We start from the raw sequence: 24,385 nt of genomic DNA, 5'->3' as shown, positions 1-24,385 counted from the left end.
TTTTATTGCGGCAATGAATAATTCAAAGCTCGATAAAGTTTTTCAGCATTATCCTTCCGTCGGGAGTCATTATAGACTCGGGGTGGAACTGCACGCCGTATATGGGGTATTCCCTGTGCTGTACAGCCATTACCTCGCCGTCGTCGGCCATTGCCGTGACTTCGAGGCATTCGGGAAGAGTAGCCGCGTCCGCCGCAAGGGAATGATACCTTGCCACGGGAGCTCCCTCGTCAATGCCTCTGAACAGAGGGCAATCGTTCATGAAGCTTATAACGGACTGCTTACCGTGCATGAGCTCCTTGGCGTAGGTAACTGTTGCACCGTAAGCGGCGCATATAGCCTGATGACCAAGACAAACACCCAGAGTAGGTATCTTTTTGCACACCGTCTTAGCGGCTTCGATTATAATGCCTGCGTCCTCGGGACGTCCGGGTCCCGGGGAGAGTATTATCTTGTCGGGAGCAAGCTCCTCTATCTCCTCCACCGTCATTTCGTCGTTGCGTATCACCTTGATATCGGGACATATCTCACCGATGAGCTGATACAGGTTATATGAAAAGCTGTCGTAATTATCAATGAGAAGTATCATTCGTCTGCCTCCTCTGCCATTTTAAGGGCGTTGACCACAGCCGCCGCCTTGTTTATGCACTCCTGGTATTCCTTTTCGGGAACCGAATCCGCAACTATTCCCGCGCCGCTCCTTACAAAGACCTTTCCGTTCTTCTTGTAGGCTATGCGGATAGCGATGCAGGTATCGAGATTGCCTGTGAAGTCGATGTAGCCGATAGCGCCGCCGTAAATGCCGCGCTTGTTGTCCTCCAGCTCTGCAATGAGCTGACAGGCGCGTATCTTGGGAGCTCCCGAGAGAGTGCCTGCGGGAAGCACAGCGCTCACCGCGTCAAGTCCGTCGAACTCCTCCCTTATCTCTCCGCGCACAGTGGAGCCGATGTGCATAACGTGGGAATAGCGCTCTATGCTGTGGAGCTTTTCCACCTGAACGCTGCCGAACTTACTGATCCTGCCCAGATCGTTTCGTCCCAGGTCTACCAGCATATTATGCTCCGCAAGCTCCTTTTCGTCACGGAGAAGTCCTTCCTCCAGCTCCTTGTCCTCCTTTTCGGTCTTTCCCCTCGGACGGGTGCCTGCAAGGGGGAATGTATGGAGAACGCCGTTTTCCAGCTTCACCAGAGTTTCGGGAGAAGCGCCTGCTATCTCCACGTCCGTGCCCGAGAAGTAGAACATATAGGGGGAGGGATTGATAGTCCTCAGCACTCTGTAGGTGTCCAGGAGACTTCCCTCGAAGCCTGCGCTGAGGCGGTTTGAAAGGACTATCTGGAAGATATCGCCCTCATGGATATGCCTCTTTGCCTTTTCCACCATTCCGCAGTATTCTTCCTTGCTGAAAAGTGCGGTAACATCTGTGGTGAGCCTGCCCGAGTGCTCCTTTGTACGCTCTCCCTTTCTGAGGAGCTCCGCCATCTGAGTGAGCTCCAGCTTTGCCTTGTTGTAGCCTGCCTCGCCCTCGTCAAGTCTCATATTGGCAATGAGTATGAGCTTCTGGCGGAAATTGTCAAAGGCTATGACCTTGTCAAAGAGCATGAGGTCAACGTCCTTGAAGTTCTCGGTATCCTTCGTGCCTGTGCGGAGAGTCTTTTCGGAATAGGCAAGGAAATCGTAGGAGAAATAGCCTGCCAGACCTCCCGTAAAGGGCGGAAGGTAATCGAATTTGGGACTTCTGTATTTTGAAAGGATCTGTCTTATCTGAACCGACGGATCGTCCGAAGTCATTTTTACGTCGCCGATAGTCAGGTCGTTCCCTGCCGCTGTTATCTGAAGCTTGGGGTCGAAGCCGAGGAAGGTGTATCTTCCCCACTTTTCCTTCTCTGCCACAGATTCCAGCATATAGCAGTGGTTCGAGACGTTTTTGAGTATCATTATCGCCTCTATGGGAGTACAGATGTCAGAGAGTATCTCGCAGCTGACGGGAAGGATATCGTACTTTCCGCTGTCAGCCAGCTCCCTGACCTTAGTGAATTCGGGTAAAAACTTCATAATAAGCACCTCCGTGACCTGTCAGGACAAATAAAAAAGTCCCTGACAGATCAATATGATCTGTCAAGGACGAATAATTCTTATCCGCGGTACCACCTTGATTCACGGCAAAGCCGTGCGCTTAACAGGATACTATCATATCCCTGATGATTAACGCACATCCTTACGTTGCAGAATACTCTGAGCAGGTACGATGCCTGCACATTTGACTGCACCCTCGGCGGTCCATTTGCTGATCTGTTTTTCACCCGACTCTCAGCGTCGCGGGCTCTCTGTAGAAGCATAACCAACTTTATCTCCGCGTCAACGGTTTGATATGTTATGATTATAGCACTGTAATTCTTACTTGTCAAGTAGGCATAAAAATTTTTATTTTTTAACGTAAAACTTTTCCCTGCGCAGGATCCTGTGCTGCAACATATAATGAAATGTACCGCAGATCCTGACGGACTGCGCAATTTGCAGCAGTCAGGGGTGATACTTTGAACATCTGCATTCTTGATATGCCGTCATACACCTACGCCGTAAAGGCACAGCGCCTTCTCAGGGCAAGGGGCTATCCGTGCATGATAAAGCGGCGCGAGCGCACCCCGGAACGGGGCTGCGGCTTCTCGCTCCGCATAAACGGCGCCTGTGAAAACGCCCTCCGCGTCCTGGACAGCTATGATATCCCCTACTCAGTAGGCGGAGGTGACGATAATGATAAACTTTGACAACGCCGCCACTACCTTTCCCAAGCCCGTCTCTGTGCGCAGAGCGGCTGCTGAGGCCATAAACAGCTTCGGCGGCAATGCAGGCAGAGGCGGCCACGAGCTGGCCATGCGCACCTCAGAGGCTCTTTATTCCGCGCGGGACACCGCCGCAGGCTTTTTCGGAGCCTCTCCCGAAAACACCGTATTCACGCTGAACTGCACTCACGCGCTGAATATGGCCATACAGGGCGTCATGTCCGGGGGCGGCCACCTGATAATCAGCAGCATGGAGCACAACTCCGCAGCACGGCCTGCGGTAAGTCTTGCCATGAAAAAGCAGATAACCCTGTCCTTTGCCGAGGTCTTTCCCGACAGCGCCGAGACCGTTGAGAGCTTCCGCAGGCTGATCCGCAGCGATACCCGCGCCATAGTCTGTACCATAGCGAGCAACGTCACGGGGCAGCTGCTTCCCTTCCGCGAGATAGGGGAGCTCTGCCGCGAAAGGGGCATATGCTTCATAGCCGACGGCGCACAGGCCTGCGGCATATATGATATAAAGCTTGCCGACGGGATAAATATACTCTGCACCGCAGGTCACAAGGGGCTCTACGGCATAACGGGCACAGGACTGCTCATGACCGACGGCAGCTATCCCATAGCTCCCATAATACAGGGCGGCACGGGCAGCGGCTCCCTGAGCCTTTTCCAGCCTGATATCCTCCCCGACAGCCTTGAGAGCGGCACTCCCAACATCATCGGAGCCGTCACCGTAGGCGCAGGCATACGCTTCATCACATCCTATGGCATGAGCAGGCTCCGCGCCCACGAGGAGCGGCTTTGCAGCCTGTTCATATCGGGCATGGAGGACTGCGGCGGCGTCACCGTATACAGGCACCCCTCCGCAGAATACGCTCCCATAGTCTCCTTCAATATAGGGGATATGCCATCAGAGCAGGCTGCGGAGCTTCTGGGCAGCAGGGGCTTCTGTCTCCGTGCAGGCTATCACTGCGCAGCTCTTGCCCACGCCACTCTCGGCACAAAAGGAGGCACCGTCCGCTTTGCGCCATCGGCCTTCAACACGGAGGAAGAAGTAAAAAAACTTGTATACAACGTTAAAACATTGAAAAATTTACCAAATTCGTAAAAAACTATTGAAATTATCTGAATTTGTGGTACAATAATAATATGCAGTATTGCGCAGTCTGCTAAGAGGACAGCCGTCCTCGTACATAACATAGATAAATGTTTAAAATAAATGTGTGTATAAATCTTCCCCGAGGGGGTGCAGTTAATGTTCCATTCTTCTCCCCAGCAGATATTTGACGCATTTCTCAGCGTCATATCCACCTTCAAGCCCATAGACGTGCTTGATGTTCTCATACTTACCTACGTTATATATCTGCTGCTGAAGCTTATCCGCGAGACCCGCGCAGGTCAGCTGGTAAAAGGTATCATATTCCTTGTGGCAGGATACTTCATAAGCAGAGCCATCGGACTGAAGGTAGTCAGCTACCTGCTCCAGAATGCGCTGAGCATGGGAGTCCTGGCCATGATCGTACTCTTCCAGCCGGAGCTCAGACGAGCTCTCGAAAAGGCAGGAAGAAGTAAATTCGGCATACGTCTCTTCGGTCTCGGACAGAACACCGACGAGTTCAAACAGATATGGGATCCCGCCATAGACGCTATATGCGACTCATGCGTGGAGCTGTCGGCTACCTGCACAGGCGCACTTATAGTAGTGGAAAGGCAGGTGCGTCTCGGCGAACAGATAGAGACGGGCACCATACTCAACGCCACTCCCAGCAAGGAGGTATTCGGCAATATATTCTACCCCAAGACTCCCCTTCATGACGGAGCCGTTATCATGCGCGACGGTATCATACTTGCCGCCGCCTGCTTCCTTCCCAAGCCCGCCAAGGACGCCCTCATAAACAAGAAGCTGGGTTCACGCCACAGAGCCGCCATCGGCATGAGCGAGAACTCGGACGCAATAGTAATAGTAGTCTCGGAGGAGACGGGACAGATATCCGTAGCCATAAACGGCGACCTCACCAGAGACTACACCCACGACAAGCTGAAGGCTCTCCTTCAGGAGCAGATCTTCAATGACAAGACCGAGATATCCATCGGCAAAAAGAAGCTGTTTTCTTCACGCTCCGAAAGGGGGAAGAAAAAATGAACATACTGAAGAACCTTAAAAAGAAAGATATCAGAACGGCAAGAAGCAACGCCATGCTGCTGCTCATCGCCCTGATATGCGCCATAGCCAGCTGGTTCATAATCGCAATGACCAAGTATACCGCTGAGTCGAAGCACATATCCAACATACCTCTGGTAACTGATATAAGCGCCACCGCCGCCAAGAACGGACTGTCGGTGATAAAGTGCTCCGCGGATCATGTCAGCGTAAGCCTCGACTGCAGCCGTACCGACTACAGCCGCATAAGGTCAGATACGCTCAGAGCCTATGTGGATTACAAGAATATCTCCTCCGCCGATACCTATGAGCTAAGCGTCAGAGTGGAGACCACCAACGGCGCGGAGATCTCAAACGTGAAGATATCCCCTGCCACCGTTACGGTAGAGCTTGATAAGTACGAGACCAAGGCCATAGTTCTGAAGGCCAAGGTGCCCAACATATCGGGAGGAGAGAACAGGGTCATAAACAGTGCGGACATAACCTGCGAGCCCGGCGAGGTAAACATCAAGGGCCCTGCGGCGCAGCTGGCCAACATAGCCGAGTGCTACGCCGTATCCGACGAGAAGATGACCATTGACACCACCACCAGCATCAACAGCGACAGGTACCTGCTCCTCTCCGAGGACGGCACCGAGATCGCCCAGTCCTCACTGATAACCTTCGATCCGCCTGTGGTAAATATGAGTATCCCCGTAATGACGCAGAAAACCGTGAAATTCGTCACTCAGATAGTGGGAGCGCCCACGGACTTTGACACAAGCTGTCTCAGCTTCACCATCACTCCCGAGACCGCGGTCATAGCCACAAAGAATACGGAGACCAGGCTCCCCGACACCCTTGACCTGAAGCTCAGGCTCAGCGATCTGGATATAGGCTTCTCAAAGGATATCGCCATCGAAAACCTGCTCATGGGAACCAATATCACCAATCTGTCCGATACGGACACCGTCAATATATCCCTCAACAGCGAGGGACTTGCCTCAAAGGACATCACCATAAGCAACAATGATATCCATACCACCAATGCTCCCAGCGAAAGCTACGATTACACCGTGCTCAACCAGAACATAATGGTAAAGCTTATAGGCCCGTCGGATGTCATAAACGAGATAACCCCTGCGGATCTTGACGCTTATGTGAACCTGCTGGGCGCAGACGATTCCATGGATCAGTTCCCCTACCCGGTAACGGTATCATGCAACAAGTACAAGAATATCTGGTCTGTGACCAGCACAACGGTCAATATCAAAAAGACGCCCAAGGAAGGAGCTTCCACCACACAGACAGCGGCAGGCTCCGCCACGGTGACCACAAAGACAAATTAACGCAGAAGGCTCTGCTGTACGAAGATACAGCGGAGCCTTTTTACACGGCGTCTCGTTGTGATTATGCACAAATTATTGATAACATATTTATTGTTTGTACCGATTTTGACCATATTTTAACAGTTTGTTAACATTTAGAGCCGCTGAATGTGATATAATTTTCCTGTACAAATTTTTTTGCACACCTTTATTATTTTATTTTTATCTGAAAGGATGATACGCAATGAAAACCAACCTCTCAAGAAGGATCAGGGCTACTGTCGTAAGTCTTACCATGGCAGCAGCAATGCTCCCCGCCTACGCAGCTCCCGTAAACGCAGTCTCCGTCCCCGGCACACCTGCTTTTTCGCAGAACAAGGGCCTTTCAAAGACCATGAAGGTAGACTCTGTATACGAGGGCACTATCCCCGAGGAAGGCGCCAAGTCTGTTACATTTACTCTTAGCACCAGCTATTCCGGACAGAGCTTCTCATACGGCTTCGGCTGCTCCACCAAGGAGTCCCCCTACTGGCTGGAGCTTGACAAGAGCGGCAAATGGGTAGACGGTTCCAAGGCCGAGGGTACAGCCTGCAAGCTGGACAAGGCCTCAAGCACCATCACCATCGACCTCTCCAAGGCTGACGCAAAGCCCGGCGGAAAGTTTGAGTTCAGATGCTACTACTCCGCACACTGGGACAACTCCAAGGGCGATATGGTGGACAACTCCGTAACCCTCACCGGCGTTGAGTTCAGCGGCGGAAGCTCATCATCGGGCGGCGGCTCATCGAGCACTCCCGAGTCCAAGAACAAGAAGAGCGGCTCATGGAGCTTCAAGGACAACAAGGACGGCACAGCTACCATAAGCTCCACCGTTACAAAGCAGCTTGACGATCTGGACTACGACCTCACAGTAGGCTACGACGAGGATTACTATACATCAAAGGGCGAAACTCCCACAGACAGCGATCCCATAAACAGCCACAAGTTCAAGTACGGCGACTTCGGCGTACCCACAGACGGCGATATTACCATCGAATCTCTCTACGTTGTAGTAGAGTCTGATTTCGACGTTGACAAGTTCATGTACGGCTGCGGAACCAACGTAACCATGGGCTCTCCCTCCGATACAGAGTATGCCAAGAGAGGCATAATCGAGGGCAAGGACGACGCAGGCTACTGGTACAACGAAATGGGCGAGGATTCCAAGGCGGAATTCGAGGAAGCAGGCGTTGAGTTCGGTCTCTCGGACATCGGCGAGGGCACAACCCTGGAAGGCGCAGGCAAGTATATCGAGTGCGTATGGGACGTTCCCGCTGACGTACAGAAGGATCAGACCACAAACTCCTACGACTCCATCGGCTTCCAGTTCTGGTACGGCACAAAGGACGCTTCCAAGTATACCGAGATCACATCATCGGATCCCGTTACCATCACAAGCGCAGCCCTTACATATACCGTAACAAAGACTATCCCCTACACAGCTTCCGTAAAGAAGTCACAGTCCAAGACTCTCGACTGCACAGCTTCATCAGACTCAAAGAAGAACTTTGAGATAAGCTACGCCGATCTTGGCATTGATTCCGATATGAAGGTATACGCAGTACGCTTCGACGTATCCGCTAACAAAGAGATCAAGAAGCTTGTATACGGCACAGGTACAGGCACCACCAAGGCAGTAGACGATTACTGGTTCCAGGAGCCCGTAAACTCCGTTATCCTCGGCGCAGGCAAAAAGGCAGAGATCATGTGGATACTCCCCAAGGATATCACAGGCGATAATCCCGACAAGAACGTGGTAAATCCCGACGGCAACGTTGTATTCGGCTACTACTACGGCGAGTCCGACACTATCACGGTTGACAACGTAGAGGTATACTACTATCTCCCCGAGATCACCACAACTACTACCACTACAACCACAACTACAACTACTACAACCACCACAACAACTACCACAGCGCCTCCCGCAAACAGAACATGGGGCGATACAAACTGCGACGGCAAGGTTGAGCTGGCAGACGCTATCCTCATCATGCAGGCACTTGCCAACCCCAACAAGTACGGCGAGAACGGCACATACGAGAAGCACATCACAAAGGACGGCAAGCTCAACGGCGACGTTGACAAGGGTACAGAAGGTCTCACATCAAATGACGCCCTCTACATCCAGGAGTACCTCCTCAAAAAGAGAACTACTCTCGATCCAACAAAGTGATAGCTGTAAGGCACATAAAGCATAAAAGGCTGTATAAAGCCTTCTCATGAAACAAACCTTCAGAAAGCCCGAAAGCGGTGTAAAATCCGCTTTCGGGCTTAATTATTGATATATGGGGCGACTTTATCTATGTCCATTTTTATGAAAAACACCGAAAAAAACGGAAATGTTGGTATTTTTTTGCGAAAAACCTTTCATTTATTGCTGTTTTGTGTTATAATGATTGAACACCTTTCCATTCAGTAATATTAAGGAAAGGGCATATTGCATAATGTATTATTGCGAGGGGTAAAAGGTTCGCAATACATAAAATTTAATAGAAGGAGAAGAAAATGAGAGCTAAGAGACTTATCGCGTCCGTGCTGTCATTCGCCCTCTGCGCAGGAGCAATGCCTGTCGTCACCGCGTCAGCGGAGGAGAGCGTTTCAGCGGCTGTCACTATGGGGGTGAACAGCGGCATAGCAGCGGACGCAGCAAACAATGTCGGTGCAGCAGCAGTTACGACCACCACTGCCGCAACGGCGTCTCCGAAGGTCACGACCACTACCGCAACGGGCAATGAATCGGTAGTCACCATCAGGATCGGAGATCTCAACAACGACGGCAACATCGACGCTATCGACGCCTCAGCCATACTTGCGGCATATGCGGCAAGCGCAACCAACGGCGGTGCATCAACGCTTTCAGCTATGCAGACCATTGCGGCAGACGTCAACAAGGACGGCAATGCAGACGCAGTAGACGCCTCCAACGTACTGGCCTACTATGCGTATTCCGCAACCAACGGCACCCTTTCAATCGAGGATTACCTTAATTCATTGAAGAAGCAGTCCCCTGCAACTACCACCACTACCGCAAAGCCCGTGACCACCACAACGACCAAGGTCACAACCACAACTACGGCAAAGCCCGTATCCTCAACAACATCGTCAGCGACAGCTGTTTCATCAACCAGCACAACACAGGCTCCTGTACCCACCACCACTTCATCGGTGCAGCCCGTACCCTCTACAACTACAACAACAGCGCCTGTCACTACCACTACTACTCAGCCGTCATCAACATCGACCACCACAACTTCAGCGACTACGACCACCACCACTACCGTCACACTGACTACCACCACTACAGGAGACCCCTACAAGGTAGCCTCCATAAAGCTCAGCAAGACGGAGATAGAGCTCAGCGTGGGCGCAGGAGACATCTCCTATGTTACCATGCTCCCTGCAACCGCCGATAAGCGCGAGATATGGAGCTGCTCCGACGAGAGCGTAGCCGTAGTTGACAACGAGGGCTGGATAGTGGGCAAGGCCGAGGGCATATGCGTAGTTACGGTAACAAGCCTTAGCAATCCTGCCGTAAAGGCCGATATCAAGGTAACGGTCAGGGATCCCAACAAGGTAAACGCCATAAGGCTCACCAAGACGGATATAAGGATCCCCATAGGCGGCGGCGATATATCATATGTGACCATGCTCCCTGCAAACGCCACCAACAAGGCTGAGATATGGACAAGCTCCGACAGCAGCATTGCCAGCGTCAACAGCGAGGGCTGGATAACAGGCCTGAAGGAAGGCACCTGCGTTGTTACAGTAAGCAGCAAGGCCAATCCCGAGGTAAAGGCCACCATAAACGTAACAGTTACCGATCCCACAAAGGTATCGGAGATAAAGCTCAGCAAGTACGAAATGGACCTCATTATCGGTACAAGCGATATATCCTATGTAACTATGCTCCCCAAGACCGCAGCAAACGTAGACGAGGTATGGACAAGCTCCAACCCCGCCATCGCCAGCGTTGACAACTGGGGCAACGTATACGGCCTGTCAGAGGGAAGCTGCGTGGTATCTGTCATCAGCAAGGCAAATCCCTCGGTAAAGGCTGACATCAAGGTAACGGTGCGCAAGAAGCCCCTTCCCACAACTACAACCACCACTACCACCACAACAACTACTACCACATCTGCCACCGCAACCACGACAGTAACAACTACTCACCTTATCCAGAACATTAACGGAGCCACCTACGTTGACGGCATACTGATAGTCAACAAGACATACGGCCTTTCCAAGGATTACAGCGCTTCAGCACTGAACGGCAACGCAGTTGCCCAGTTCGAGCTGATGAAGAAGGAGGCAGAAAAGGTAGGCCTGACCCTTACCTGCTCATCGGGCTTCCGTTCCTATGCGGATCAGGAGAGGATCTACAACAACTACGTTGCCATAAACGGTATCCTCAAGGCTGATACATTCTCAGCCCGTCCCGGACACTCAGAGCACCAGACAGGACTTGCAATAGACCTGAACACCATTGATATGTCATTTGCAAACACGCCCGAGTACGAATGGCTGGAGAAGAACGCTCACAAGTTCGGCTTCATAATCCGCTATCCCAAGGGCAAGGAGGCTTATACAGGCTACAGCTACGAGCCCTGGCACATAAGGTTCCTTGGCGCCGCAACTGCCACGGCAGTATACAACAGCGGCCTCTGCCTCGAGGAATATCTGGGAATCACATCAGCATACAAATAAACGTAAAAGCTGCCGCTTCAGCGGGCACCTGCAACGGTGCTCCTCTGCGGCAGCTTTATCTATATCAAAGCAGCCGTCAGGAGACCTGCCATGCGTCGGGAAGCTATCCTCGGAAACGGCAGGAACGCCGCTGCACCTCCTGACGGCAGACTCATATTGCCGCTTACATTATATTATGCAGAAACAGCGAAAAGGTACAATGAAAATTCTTACAGTACACTTCTCCCCGTTGACTGTCCTGTCACCATTGTCAGCAATGTGTAACCTCTGTAACACATTCCGTAAGCAATTCATATCCGAACTGTATTCAAACCGTGACTGCTCTGTTATTGCATATTTCCGCAGGATAATATATAATATAGACAGTAAGGGAAAAGAAATAAGCATAAAAAACTTCATTGTTCCTCGTTTCTGCGTCGACCATACCTCCCGACGCAAAAACAGTTATGACGGTGCCGCACACCACCGTCCTCTGAACACACCTTTCGGAAGAGAATAAAACCGCCGGCGCAACAGTGTCGGCGGTTCTCTTTTTATTTCATAAAAAACAGGCTTTCGTGTCACACTTTTGATATTCCGTGCGTTATTGTATATAGGGGACAAAAAATTCCTTTCATAATCAAGTGATCTCGAAGGTGCAAAAAGACGATACCGCCGCACATTCCGGCGGACTGCACAAATATCCCGCAGTATTCTGTGTCAGGTCGCAGAAACAAGGGAGTTATTCGTCTTTTTGTGCCGAAAAAGTCACTCCCCGCTGATAAGACATCTTTTCCATAATGGTCTCATATTTTTCGGCAGAAGAGCAGTCAACTCCATTGGCTGCTCTTTCTGTATATTTCCTACAAATGCAGAGGCTTTGTTTTGTACACAACATAGAATTCCCGAAAGACTTTTACCTTATTCAACTGTTTCCGTTTGAATTTCACCCTTTTCCTGCCCTCTTATGAAAGCTGAGCGCAAAAACGGCACATATAACCGTGGTGCTTATACAGAAGTTTATGCGTAATTATCGGGGACAAACCTTTCTGAGGAAAGGTTCTTTCCCCGAACCCCTTTTCCAAAGACTTTATAACTGAATTTAGCCCGTACAGGGCGCTCTCCACAAAACGTGAGATCCGGTAATAACCGGGGAGCGCCCTGTAAGGGCTAAATTTAATGCTAAAAGTTTTAGGAAGGGAGTTTGAGGGAGAACCCTTTTTCAAAAGGGTTTCCCTCAATATCACCCGTAAAGCTGCTATATGAGTATAGCGGTTAAAATGTGCCGTTTCTGAATCAATTACTTTGCAGGATCAAGACTTGCGATCTTGTGGAGCAGATACTCCTGAATACGGAGAGCGTCGCCGGAAGTAAGACCCTTTACGGACTGGTCAACGTCGCCGTTGAGCTTGCCCTGTGCTGTCAAAGGCTTGTCAGCTGTACCGCCTACACCGTACTTATTGGGGTTAGCCAGTGACTGCATGATGAGGATAGCATCTGCCAGCTCTATCTTGCCGTCGCAGTTGGTATCACCGTAATCAACATCATCTTTACCGGGGTTAGGTTCAGTGGTTGTAGTAGTTGTTTCATCAACAGGAGGAGCTGTAGTAGTGGTTGTTGTAGTTGTTGTAGAAGAAGTAGTAGTATCCGATGATGTAGTAGTTGTTGTTGTGGTGGTAGTCGTGGTGGAAGTTGTTGTGCTTGTGGTCGTTGTAGTAGTGGTCTTGTCTACGAAAACGGGCTGACCGCCGCCGCTCTTGCCGCCGTCAAGGTTGCTCTTGGCGCCTGACGAATAGAAGTCGTTAAGCGAGAGACCGTTCTTGCCGAGAGCAGTCTGGTGGTCGAGACCGATGAACTTGCCGCCGTCCGTCTGCCAGAGAGTCTCTTTAAGGATACCGTAACGTGCAGGATCCCATGTGAGGAAGTCGTGGCTGAGAAGTCCGCCTGTATCGCCCGAGTTGGGGTTGAGGCACCAGTAGGTGTGGTTGATGTGATTCTTTACCATATAATCAGCAAGGAGCTCCATCCACTTCTGATTCTTGGTTCCGTCAACGAAGCCGCCCCACTCACCGATAAGGAGGGGTGCGATATCCTTGTCGTTGATGTAAGCCCATGTATCATACCAGTAGTCATCAAGGAGAGTCTGTGTGTTGAAGTCCTTGGCAAACCATGTCTGAGCGTAAACTGACGGGCCGTAGTCATGAGGCGAGTAAACTATCTGAGACTGCTTTGCAGCAGTTGACATCTTAATGGGATAGTCCTTTACGCCGCGGAGGTTTCCGCCCCACCATGCGCCGTACCATTTTTTGTCTTCCTCACTCCTGGGATCAAAAACATCAGCTGTATCAAATGTATAGCCCTTTTCGGTCATAGGATACTGCTCGATACCCTCAATGAAGATAAGAGCATTGGGGTTTACGTCCAGGATAGCCTCTGCGCAGTTTGTTGCAGCGTAAGCCCAGTTGTTCTCATCGGTGGAGTCGTCCCACTTTGCAATAGAGCTCGGGCATGAAGTTCCCGAATATCCGCGCTTGCCGTGAGGCTCGTTCTTCAGGTCATAGCCCAGGAGAGTATCATCGTTTGCGTACTTCTTGGCCAGCCATACCAGAGTATCCTGCCAGTCCTTGGTGGTGATGCCGGCCTTGCCGTACCACAGCTCATAGTCGTGGCCGGAGTTGTTCTCATCGGGGCTGTGGATATCGATAAATGCCTTGAGGCCGTACTTCTTGCACTTCTGCATGATGATATCGAAGATCTCCATGGAGTTCTTGATGGTTTTGCCGTCTTCAAGCACGAAGTCCTTGTTGATATTGGTGTAGTAGCCTGCGGGAGTTACCTTGCCGTCCTCGCCTACCTGATCTGTAGGAGGAGTATAGGAAGCCTGAACCGAGCTTACCTTATGGGGCTCGCCGTCCATCCACGACTTGAGCAGTGTGGTGGAAATGGGGAAACGGATGATATTGATACCGTGATCCGCAATGCTCTGGAGCATATCGTCAACATCGGCAGCATAAAGACCGTGTGCGCAGTTCTCCGAGCAGTTGAAGCCGAACCAGTTGGCACCTGTGAGCCATACCTCGTTTCCGTTCATGTCGTAGAGACGGCTGCCCTTTGCATGGAGCCAGTCGTCGTTGCAGTCATCGGCAGCTACTGCCGTTCCGATGGTGTCGTTTGCAGCCTTGGGTATATAGTAGGCAGAGCCTGTTACCGTAACGGCTGCTGCAGCGGCTATAGCAGCCACTGAGCGTAAAAACTTCTTCATAATGATTTCCCTCTCATTAAATTTATTTTGTCTGCGCAGCCCCCTGAAAGCTGCGCAGTCCAATGCGTTAAGCTATAGGTAATTTATCGTAGAAGCCCAGGAGCTTCATCTGAATGGTAAGTGCGTCACCGCTTGTAAGTCCCTGTTCTCCGTCGACATCACCGTTGAGTGAACCCTCTGAAGTAAGATGCTTGGGATCGCTGCCGGTCTTGCCGTACTTATTGGGGTTTGCAAGAGCCTGCATTATGAGAATAGCATCTGCCAGCTCGACCTGGCCGTCGAGGTTAGTATCTCCGTAAATGCGATTACTGACGATATCGGGAGTAGTTGTGGACGTAGTGGTGGTGGAAGATGTAGTAGTCGTCGTAGTTGTGGAGGTCGAGGTAGTCGTGGTAGCGCTGCCGGCAGTAACGGGAGTTCCGCTGGAGGTCTTGCCGCCGTCAAGGTTGCTTCCCTCGGAGGAAGCGTAGTTGGCGTAGAAGTCGTTCAGCGAGATACCGTCCTTGCCCAGAGCCACCTGATGATCCAGACCGATGAACTTCTTTGAAGTCTGCGTCTTCCAGATAGCGGGATAATAGTATGTATCATACTTCTCCGTATCCCAGTTGATAGTGGTCTTGCCCACGATCTTTCCGTCAGCTCCCGCAGTAGCGGAGAACTGTATATCCTTCCAGAGTCCGCCCGTATCACCGGAGTCGTCATTGAGACACCAGAAGGTGTGGTTTATGTGGTTCTTTATCATATAATCGCGGATAAGGCCCAGCCATTTCTCATTCTTTCCGCCGTCGAGACGTCCGCCCCACTCGCCGATGAGCAGCGGGTACATATCCTTCTCTACCAGATATGCCCATGTATCGCGCCAGTAGTCGTTGAGGAGGGTCTCCTCGGTGAAATCCTTCTCGAACCATGACTGCTGGCTTACTACAGGGCCGTAGTCATGGGGAGAGTATACTATCTGCGAGGTGCCTGACTTTGGCATAACGGGATACTTCGCAACGCCGCGGAGGTTTCCGCCCCACCATGCGCCGTGTCCCTCGAAGCCCTCGACGCCCTCGATGATGATGAGCGCATTGGGGTTCTTTGCCAGTATAGCGTCAGCGCAGTCCTGCGCAGCCTTTTTCCAGTTGTTTTCCTCGTCGGAATCGTCCCATATAGCGTCAACGGGAGCTCCGCCGTATTTACTGTGGGGCTCGTTCTTCAGGTCGAAGCCGATAAGGGTATCGTCGCCCTTGTAGTAGTCGGCGCACCATGCAAGAGTCTTTATCCAGAGATCCGTGTCAACTGTAGTTTTCTTTCCGTCACGTGCCGTAAAGCTCTTACCGTACCAGAGACCGTAGTTGTGTCCCGAGTTGTTTGATTCGGGGCTGTGGATGTCGATGAAGCACTTTACACCGTACTTCTTGCACTTTGCCAGCAGTACATCGAAGGTCTGCTGACTGTTGGCGATGGAGCCGTCGGGATTGATAAGGTCGATGTTGAAGGGATATGCAGGATCGTCGTTGGGGTTAACGCTTCCGATGGGATCGGGATCGCCGATCATCCAGTTGTAGAGAAGCTCCGTGGATACGGGAAGCCTCAGCACGTTAACGCCGTGGTCTGCGATATCCTTGACCATATCGTCGATGTCGCCGCTCCAGAGGTAATGGGGAACGCACTCGGTACAGTTGAAACCGAACCAGTTAGCACCCGTGAGCCATACCTCGTTTCCGTTCATGTCGTAGAGACGGCTGCCCTTTGCGTGGAGCCAGTCGTCGCCTGATGTGTCCACGGCATTTGCCGTGATCGCTAACTGACCGTAACAGGGTGCTGCTCCCGTCACTGCCAGCGCAGCTGCCGACACAAGAGCAGCCGCAGTGCGTGCTAATTTTTTCATTTTTATTTCCCCTCTCATGTATACTTATCCAGTATACTGATATTAACTATATTGTAGCATTTCACAGCCAAAATGTCAATAGTTTCTGCGGTTTTCACAAAACCGACACGGAACATGAAAAAGCCGCACCTGCTTATTCAACAGGTGCGGCAAAAATGCACATTATGTTATATTGTCTCCACCAGATAGCGTTTCATCTTAGCGAGATCGAAAACGTCCAGCTCTCCGCTGCCGTCCATATCCGCAGCTTGCCAGTTCTTGAAGTTCTCGGGCTTCTGACCCAGGAGCCACCTCTGGAAAAGCACGATATCCGCGACGTTGAAATTGCCGTCGCCGCTTACGTCGCCCAGCTTGCATGAGCTTATCTTCATTTTTGACTGTATCAGATAACCGCAGCTCTCCATAAGCTCATAGTTTGTCACAATACCCTGGTCTATTCTGGTTACCTTTAACACTGACGTTGGGATATGCAGTGGATCAGAATCCTCAGGATACATGGACTCGTCCGAAGCTGTTACAGCGAATATTTTCGTACCGGCTCCTGAGCCTTCCTCCTCGCGCTGCTCCGCAGTGACTGTTCCGCCGTCGGGAGTTTCTCTGGTGACGAAAAGCCTTCCCTTCGCCGAAGAACTGATCATAAGACTCTTTTCGTTGATCTCCTTATCATCGCCGCGAGCCCTTACGGTGCGGAAGAAGTAATCCTTGCCCGTCAGCTCCATGACCTTGGAATAAATGCTGTGATCCTGCGCAAATACAGCCTCAGCCTCCTCATCATTATGAGGATAGGGAACAAAATACTCCTCTCCTGCTTCCACTGTGATCTCACCGTTACTCCTCTCCACGGTGTAGCTCTGTATGGTACAGTCCACATCGGGCATAGTCGGGTCGTTCAGCAGCTCATTCACATCAACATTGTATTGTCCGATAAGTATTATATACTTTGAACCGTCGGGAACATAGAACTTATAGGTATTGTTCTTGCAGTAATCATCGAAGTTCTTGTCTGACATTACCCAAGCCACATCAACAGGCTCATTGAACAGAACGTAATTCTCATCAATGGTATATCTGCTGTCCCCTTCGGAATATTCAGCGATAAAGGCCTCAACGTCCTCTGTTCGTATATCTATTTGATGCTCATGGTAACAGAGATATATGTAAATGGGCGCGTCCTGAGGAACTCCGCCTACGAGCACGGTATAACCGTCCTCAAGTACATATTCCAGTATATACAGTCCCGAACCGATATCTCTGCCCCTGTAAGGCTCAAAATCCGACCATGTAAGGCTGCTGCCCTTCTTTGCAAGCTTCCTTACACCGTCAAGGGTAAGGGTTTCCGTGCCGCCGACATAGATATCTTCATTTGCGGCTGTAGTAGTCGTGGTGGTAATCGGCTGAGAAACGGGCATGGTCTCCGTTACGGTGTTAGCGATAAACGCCTCAACGTCATCTGTGCGTATGTCTATCCTGTTCTGACTATCGAAGCGGGAAAGGTATATATACCAGGGATCTTCTCCGGGGACTCCGCCTACCAGCACGGTATAACCGTCCTCAAGGACATATTCCAGTATATACAGTCCCGAGCCAACGTCCCTGCCTCTGTAAGGCTCAAAATCCGACCATGTAAGGCTGCTGCCCTTCTTTGCCAGCTCCCTTACACCGTCAAGGGTAAGGGTTTCCGTGCCGCCCACATAGATATCTTCATTTGCGGCTGCGTTCTCAGCGATAAAGGCCTCAACGTCCCCTGTGCGTATGTCTATGCTTTCCGAACAGCCATAACGGCTGAGCTCCGCTACCCTCGGCTTTCCGGGGGAGCTGCCGCCGATAAGCAGATAATAACCGTCCTCGATGTAATAGTAGACATAAGGCATAACAGATGAAGCGCTCATGGGACCGTCGGAGTCGATAAAGGGAGCAAGGTCGGAGAAGCTCAGCTCGCCGCCCTTCTTAGCAAGCTCCCTGAGGTCGTCAAGCGTCATCTGCCTCGGTGTCTGATCTTCACTGCCGACAGCCAGGACAACGCCCGTATCGCCCGAAGCTCCCGCGGAATATCCGCATACGGGAAGCATAGCCGCTGCAATGATAACTGATAAAGCTTTTTTCAGCATTGATATCACCCTTTCATAAAACGGTAATGATATGAACGTACACTTTTCTTAATTACACTATATATTATCCGACCGCAAAAGTCAACAGTTATGCCTGATATCATCTGAAACTTTGTATGATATATACGCGACATGATACCTGATATGTGGGGTATGCACAAATGTTCAGCTTTCCTTCAGCTCCTTTATCTTGTCGCGGAGATATGCTGCGTGCTCGAATTCAAGCAGCTTCGCCGCGTTCTTCATCTCCACCATGAGCTTGTCTATGAGGCGCTGCTTCTCCGCAGCGGACATCTTCTTCTTTTTTGTCTTTTCCTCCACCTTAGCCTTTGAGGTTATCTCCAGAACGTCGCGGACGTCCTTGATAATAGTCTTAGGAACTATGCCGTGCTCCTCGTTGTATGCCATTTGCAGGGAGCGGCGGCGTTCGGTCTCGGTGATAGCCCTCTCCATGGAGCCCGTCACGCTGTCCGCATACATTATGACCTGTCCGCGGGAGTTTCTCGCCGCACGGCCTATGGTCTGTATCAGGGAGGTCTCGCTTCTCAGGAAGCCCTCCTTGTCGGCGTCGAGGATAGCGATAAGGCTGACCTCGGGAATGTCCAGTCCCTCACGGAGGAGGTTTATTCCCACCAGAACGTCGAATACTCCCTCGCGGAGATCCTTGATGATCTCCATACGCTCGATAGTATCTATATCATGGTGGAGGTAGCGCACCTTCACGCCCAGCTTCTCATAGTATTTGGTAAGGTCCTCCGCCATTTTCTTGGTGAGGGTAGTGACCAGAACTCTCTCATTGCGTGCAACGCGCTCGTTTATCTCCGAGAGCAGATCGTCGATCTGGCCATGTGTGGGCTTTACGATGATCTCGGGGTCAACCAGTCCCGTGGGACGTATCACCTGTTCGATTATGGTATCGGTCTTTTCACGCTCTATCTGTCCGGGAGTTGCGCTGACGTAGATAGCCTGATGTATATGCGCGTTGAACTCGTCGAAATTCAGCGGACGGTTGTCCATAGCGCTGGGCAGACGGAATCCGAAGTCCACAAGAGTGGTCTTTCTTGCGCGGTCGCCTGCATACATGGCGCGTACCTGGGGCAGCGTAACGTGGCTCTCGTCCACTATGAGGAGAAAGTCCTCGGGAAAGTGGTCCATAAGAGTCTGAGGAGTGCTTCCTGCGGGACGGCCTGCAAGGACGCGGGAGTAGTTCTCAACGCCGCTGCAATAGCCCACCTCGCGCAGCATCTCCATGTCGTAGTGAGTGCGCTGCTCTATGCGCTGCGCCTCTATGAGCTTGTTGTTCTGCTGGAAGTAGTCAATACGCTCCGCAAGCTCGCGGTCTATCTCCTTTATTGCCTCCTCGAGCTTTTCGTCGCCCACAACGTAGTGAGAGGCAGGGAAAATGGCCGCGTGGGAGACTACCGCCTTCACCTCGCCCGTTACCACGTTTATCTCGGATATACGGTCTATCTCGTCGCCGAAATACTCTACGCGGACAGCCGTATCCGTTGACATTGCAGGGAATATCTCCACAACGTCGCCACGGACTCTGAACCTGTTACGCTCAAAGGCGATATCGTTGCGCTCGTAGCGTATCTTCACAAGCTCGCTGATGAGCTGATCGCGGGGCTTTTCCGCGCCCTGACGTATGGAAACGCACATGGAGCGGTACTCCTCGGGACTTCCCAGTGAGTAGATGCAGGACACACTGGCAACGATGATAACGTCGCGGCGCTCCGCAAGAGCCGTAGTGGCGGAGTGGCGGAGCTTGTCTATCTCGTCGTTTACGGAGGAGTCCTTTTCGATGTAGCTGTCGGTGCTGGGAACGTAGGCCTCGGGCTGGTAGTAGTCGTAGTAGGACACGAAGTACTCCACGGCGTTTTCGGGGAAGAACTCGCGGAACTCCGAGCAGAGCTGTGCCGCAAGTATCTTATTGTGGGCCAGAACGAGGGTGGGCTTGTTGACGCGGGCAATTACATTCGCCATAGTGAAGGTCTTTCCCGAGCCTGTAACGCCGAGGAGTATCTGCTCCTTTTTGCCTGACTGTATACCGTTTACCAGCTTGTCTATAGCCTGCGGCTGGTCGCCTGCGGGAGCGTAGTTTGAGCATAGCTTGAAGTGATCCATATAATTACCTTTCTGAAAAAAGTGATTAACGTATGAAAGGGATTCCAAAGGGACTGTGTTCCTTTGGCGGAGTCCAGAGGCAGAGTCTCTGGCGGGTTTGGGCAGAGCCCAAAATACGTAAGGCGCATCGCAAGGGGTGAATTCAAAAACAGTCCGGTGGACTGTTTTTGAAGAGGGGACGCCTTGTAAGAGAAGGCGTCCCCTTGAAAGTATCGAATAATTTTTTGTGTAGGGGCGGCGTACCGCCGCCCCAGCTGAATTAGCTTTCCGTCTTTTATTCCTCAGGATAAATATTAGTATATTCGCCCTCTTTTAAACCATAATATGCCAATACTTCATCCCAGTTTTTAAAATCATCTTTCAATTTACTACCATATTTTTTGGCAATACCAATATATTTCTTATCGTAACTGCATATCCAACATAAGACATCTTCGGCAAATCCCTCTTCATTAACAAAAGCAATATATTCTACGTCATCGTCCAATGATTTATGAATTGAAAAGAAATAATTTCCAAATTCACTATTATCACGAATATGCCCGTAAACCATATTTGGAAGAGGAGACTCGTTACAAAAAAAATCCATGCCTATCCCACTTGCCATCGTTCTTGATGAGGATTTTTTTCCTTGTGAATCATTATCTGAAACATCTGTAGTATTATTTATGTTTGTATCTGTGATATCAACTGTGGTTTGTGTCTCTGTGTTTTGTGACGATGAGAGCGATGCTTTATTATTATGTCCACAACTTATAAAGCAAAATGCAGAAACTGCAATTACAGAAAATAGTATTGTTTTTCTATGCCGCATAATTAAGAATAATCCTTTTCATATCTTGGTGATGTCCACAAGCTCAACGTCGTTGATAGTTCTGCCAGATTCAAGCACCTTTACCAGCGACTTCGCCGTATCTACAGCTGTAAGGCTGCATATCGAACGCTCTATGGACTTTCTTCTCATCTTGACGCTGTCGCGCTCGGGAAGTCTGCCCTTTGCAGAGGTGGATATCACATAGTGTATCTTGCCGCTGTCAAGGAGAGTCTCCACATTTGGTGTGCCGTCGGAGATCTTGCGGACAAGGTTTGCCGCTATCATGTTCCTGTGGAGCACGCTCTGCGTACCCGAAGTAGCATAAAGCTCAAAGCCCATGCGCTCGAACTTGTCTGCAATGGGAAGTATCTCGCGCTTATCGCTGTCGCGGACGGAAATTAGAACTCCGCCCTCACGCTTCAGGTCGAAGCCTGCGGCGATAAGTCCCTTGAGGAGGGCGTCCTCAAGATTTCTGCCGATACCGAGACACTCGCCTGTGGACTTCATCTCGGGTCCCAGCATTGTGTCAACGTCTGTGAGCTTCTCGAAGGAGAATACAGGCACCTTTACGGCAACATAGTCGCCTGCGGGATAGAGTCCGCTCTCGTAGCCCATGTCCTTTAATTTAGCGCCGAACATTATCTTTGTGGCGATATCCACCATAGGTATGCCCGTGACCTTGCTGATATAGGGAACTGTTCTCGATGAACGGGGATTTACCTCGATAACGAATACCTCATGGTTATAAACAACATACTGTATATTTACCAGACCGATAACGTTGAGCTCCTTTGCCAGAAGTCTCGTGTACTCAACGATTATGCGCTTGATACGTTCGGAGAGGTGCTGTGCGGGATAAATGGATATTGAGTCGCCGGAGTGTACGCCTGCACGCTCGATATGTTCCATGATACCGGGGATAAGGTAGTCCTCGCCGTCGCAGATAGCGTCAACTTCGACTTCAGTACCCATCATGTACTTGTCTATGAGTACGGGGTTCTCTATATTATGGCTCATGATGATGCCCATATACTCCTTTACGTCTGCGTCGGAGTGAGCGATTATCATATTCTGGCCGCCGAGAACATATGAAGGACGGAGCAGCACGGGATAGCCAAGGTCATTGGCAGCCACAAGCGCTTCCTCGGTGTTCATTACTGTGTGTCCCGCAGGTCTGGGGATACCGCACTTTTCAAGCACCTCGTCGAAGCGCTCTCTGTCCTCTGCGGCATCGATCATATCAGCGGAGGTTCCCAGTATGCGCACTCCCATATCGGAGAGATAACGTGTAAGCTTGATAGCGGTCTGTCCGCCGAACTGTACCACAACGCCGTAGGGCTGCTCGGTCTCGATGATGGACTGAACGTCCTCCTTGGTGAGGGGGTCGAAGTAGAGACGGTCGCCTGTATCAAAGTCGGTGGAGACGGTCTCGGGGTTGTTGTTGCAGATAACAGCCTCGTAGCCCAGCTCCTTCAGCGTCCATACACAGTGAACGGAGCAGTAGTCGAACTCGATGCCCTGTCCGATACGGATAGGACCGCTTCCGAATACGATGACCTTTTTCTTGCCCTTGTCGGTGCGCTCGATGAACTGCTTTGCCTCGTTCTCCTCATCGAAGGTGGAGTAGAAGTAGGGAGTCTCAGCCTTGAACTCGCCTGCGCAGGTATCTACCATTTTGTAGACAGCGCTCTTGTGCTTGGGGCACTTCTGTCCCGAGATGCGCTCGATAGTGCTGTCAAGGTAGCCGTACTGCTTTGCGATGTCGTACTTCTCCTCGGTGAGCTCGCCCTCAGCCAGCCATTTCTCCAGCTCCACAAGATTCAGGAGCTTGTAGAGGAACCAGTTGTCTATCATGGTTATCTCGTGTATCTCCTCGGGAGTTATGCCGCGCTTGAGAGCCTCAAATACGCAGAATGAACGCTCGTCGTCGATAACGTGGAGCTTCTCCCTTATCTCCTCTGTGGACAGCTTTGCCAGCTTCTTCAGGTTCATGGTGTCAAGACCCAGCTCTATTGAGCGGACAGCCTTCATCATAGCCTGCTCGAAGCTTGTGCCGATAGCCATTACCTCGCCTGTAGCCTTCATCTGAGTGCCGAGGGTACGCTTTGCATATACGAATTTATCGAATGCCCACTTGGGGAACTTGATGACAACATAGTCCAGAGCAGGCTCAAAGCAGGCATAGGTCTTGCCTGTTACCTGATTGATAATCTCGTCGAGAGTATAGCCGATAGCTATTTTTGCCGCGGTCTTTGCTATGGGATAGCCCGTAGCCTTTGAAGCCAGTGCGGAAGAACGGGAAACTCTGGGGTTTACCTCGATAACGGCGTACTTGAAGCTTGTGGGGTGAAGTGCGAACTGACAGTTGCAGCCGCCCTCGACTTTAAGCTCCTTGATGATGTTGATAGCCGCTGTACGGAGCATCTGGTACTCCCTGTCGCTGAGGGTAACAGCGGGAGCGATAACGATACTGTCGCCTGTGTGGACGCCTACGGGGTCGAAGTTCTCCATTGAGCAGACTGTGATGACATTGCCTTTTGCATCACGGATAACTTCAAACTCTATTTCCTTCCAGCCGCTTATGCATTTCTCAACAAGTATCTGTGTGATAGGCGAAAGACGGAGTCCGTTTGTTGCGATATCGCGGAGCTCCTCCTCGTTCTGGGCTATACCTCCGCCTGTTCCGCCGAGAGTGAATGCAGGACGGACGATAACGGGATAGTGTATCACCTGTGCGAAGTCCACAGCGTCCTCAACGGTCTCTACCACCTTTGAGGGGATAACGGGCTCGCCTATTTTCTCCATTGTGTCCTTGAAGGCCTGTCTGTCCTCGGCCTTGTGGATAGTCTCGGGATCGGCGCCGAGGAGCTTTACGTTGTGGCTCTCCAGGAAGCCTTCCTCCGCCAGCTGCATGGACAGGGTAAGACCTGTCTGGCCGCCGAGAGTTGACAGCAGGCTGTCGGGCTTTTCCATTTCTATTATGCGCTTTACAACGTCAAGGGTAAGGGGCTCGATGTAGACCTTGTCCGCCATGGCCTTGTCGGTCATGATGGTGGCAGGGTTAGAGTTTACGAGGACTACTTCAAGTCCCTCCTGCTTTAATGCGCGGCAGGCCTGTGTGCCTGCGTAGTCGAATTCGGCTGCCTGTCCGATAACTATAGGACCCGAGCCGATAACAAGTACCTTCTTTATATCACTTCTGAGTGGCATACTATTTACCTCCAAATC

The 24,385-nt window shown here is 51.1% G+C and carries 15 protein-coding genes; 7 read left to right on the top strand and 8 right to left on the bottom strand.

Going from position 1 to position 24,385, the window contains the following annotated elements; translation table 11 throughout:
* Window positions 1-22: 22 nt before the first annotated feature.
* Together Q0Y65_RS12300 and trpE are read right to left on the bottom strand one after the other, a co-directional pair.
* Window positions 23-589 (bottom strand): aminodeoxychorismate/anthranilate synthase component II, encoded by a 567-nt coding sequence (locus Q0Y65_RS12300; protein ID WP_297960204.1) that lies wholly within the window; start codon window positions 587-589, stop codon window positions 23-25.
* The gene (gene trpE / locus Q0Y65_RS12295; protein WP_297960202.1) at window positions 586-2,052 is read right to left on the bottom strand and encodes an anthranilate synthase component I; all 1,467 of its coding nucleotides are present in this window, start codon (window positions 2,050-2,052) and stop codon (window positions 586-588) included. Before trpE ends, Q0Y65_RS12300 begins: the two co-directional genes overlap by 4 nt.
* A 482-nt stretch (window positions 2,053-2,534) precedes the next feature.
* On the opposite strand from trpE, the gene Q0Y65_RS12290 reads away from it, so the two are divergent.
* The 7 genes from Q0Y65_RS12290 (at window position 2,535) to Q0Y65_RS12260 (ending at window position 11,258) form a co-directional block, all read left to right on the top strand.
* Window positions 2,535-2,765 (top strand): putative Se/S carrier-like protein, encoded by a 231-nt coding sequence (locus Q0Y65_RS12290; protein WP_297960200.1) that lies wholly within the window; start codon window positions 2,535-2,537, stop codon window positions 2,763-2,765.
* Entirely contained in the window at window positions 2,752-3,888 is a 1,137-nt protein-coding gene (locus Q0Y65_RS12285; protein WP_297960198.1) for an aminotransferase class V-fold PLP-dependent enzyme, read from the top strand. The genes Q0Y65_RS12290 and Q0Y65_RS12285 overlap by 14 nt, the downstream gene beginning before the upstream one ends.
* 147 nt (window positions 3,889-4,035) lie before the next feature.
* On the top strand, window positions 4,036-4,923 hold the full coding sequence (gene cdaA, locus Q0Y65_RS12280) for a diadenylate cyclase CdaA (protein ID WP_297960196.1): 888 nt from the start codon (window positions 4,036-4,038) through the stop codon (window positions 4,921-4,923).
* Window positions 4,920-6,269, top strand: a complete 1,350-nt coding sequence (locus tag Q0Y65_RS12275) for a YbbR-like domain-containing protein (RefSeq protein WP_297960194.1) — start codon at window positions 4,920-4,922, stop codon at window positions 6,267-6,269. Before cdaA ends, Q0Y65_RS12275 begins: the two co-directional genes overlap by 4 nt.
* Before the next feature lie 223 nt (window positions 6,270-6,492).
* The gene (locus Q0Y65_RS12270) at window positions 6,493-8,463 is read left to right on the top strand and encodes a DUF5620 domain-containing protein (protein WP_297960192.1); all 1,971 of its coding nucleotides are present in this window, start codon (window positions 6,493-6,495) and stop codon (window positions 8,461-8,463) included.
* 332 nt (window positions 8,464-8,795) lie between these two features.
* A complete protein-coding gene (locus Q0Y65_RS12265; RefSeq protein WP_297960190.1) occupies window positions 8,796-10,994 on the top strand; it encodes a D-alanyl-D-alanine carboxypeptidase family protein in 2,199 nt (732 codons plus the stop codon).
* Window positions 10,995-11,084: 90 nt separating this feature from the next.
* Entirely contained in the window at window positions 11,085-11,258 is a 174-nt protein-coding gene (locus tag Q0Y65_RS12260; protein ID WP_297960188.1) for a hypothetical protein, read from the top strand.
* 1,015 nt (window positions 11,259-12,273) lie between these two features.
* Here the strand turns inward: Q0Y65_RS12260 and Q0Y65_RS12255 are convergent.
* The 6 genes from Q0Y65_RS12255 to carB all read right to left on the bottom strand — a co-directional run bounded on the left by Q0Y65_RS12255 (window position 12,274) and on the right by carB (window position 24,367).
* Window positions 12,274-14,235 (bottom strand): cellulase family glycosylhydrolase, encoded by a 1,962-nt coding sequence (locus tag Q0Y65_RS12255; RefSeq protein ID WP_297960186.1) that lies wholly within the window; start codon window positions 14,233-14,235, stop codon window positions 12,274-12,276.
* A 67-nt stretch (window positions 14,236-14,302) separates the two neighbouring features.
* Entirely contained in the window at window positions 14,303-16,108 is a 1,806-nt protein-coding gene (locus Q0Y65_RS12250) for a cellulase family glycosylhydrolase (protein ID WP_297960184.1), read from the bottom strand.
* Between the two features lie 167 nt (window positions 16,109-16,275).
* Window positions 16,276-18,216 carry a dockerin type I repeat-containing protein gene (locus Q0Y65_RS12245; RefSeq protein WP_297960182.1) on the bottom strand — a complete coding sequence of 647 codons (1,941 nt, stop codon included), beginning with the start codon at window positions 18,214-18,216 and terminating at the stop codon, window positions 16,276-16,278.
* A 165-nt stretch (window positions 18,217-18,381) separates the two neighbouring features.
* Window positions 18,382-20,343, bottom strand: coding sequence for an excinuclease ABC subunit UvrB (gene uvrB, locus Q0Y65_RS12240; RefSeq protein ID WP_297960180.1), 1,962 nt, complete (start codon window positions 20,341-20,343; stop codon window positions 18,382-18,384).
* Between the two features lie 274 nt (window positions 20,344-20,617).
* Window positions 20,618-21,157, bottom strand: a complete 540-nt coding sequence (locus Q0Y65_RS12235) for a hypothetical protein (protein ID WP_297960178.1) — start codon at window positions 21,155-21,157, stop codon at window positions 20,618-20,620.
* An 18-nt stretch (window positions 21,158-21,175) separates the two neighbouring features.
* Window positions 21,176-24,367 (bottom strand): carbamoyl-phosphate synthase large subunit, encoded by a 3,192-nt coding sequence (gene carB, locus Q0Y65_RS12230; RefSeq protein ID WP_297960176.1) that lies wholly within the window; start codon window positions 24,365-24,367, stop codon window positions 21,176-21,178.
* Window positions 24,368-24,385 lie beyond the last annotated feature (18 nt).

The organism is uncultured Ruminococcus sp. (assembly GCF_947301925.1).
Taxonomy (GTDB): Bacteria; Bacillota; Clostridia; order Oscillospirales; family Ruminococcaceae; genus Ruminococcus.
Note: the sequence above shows the minus strand (reverse complement) of the source record. Positions and strands in the feature narration are given on the sequence as shown.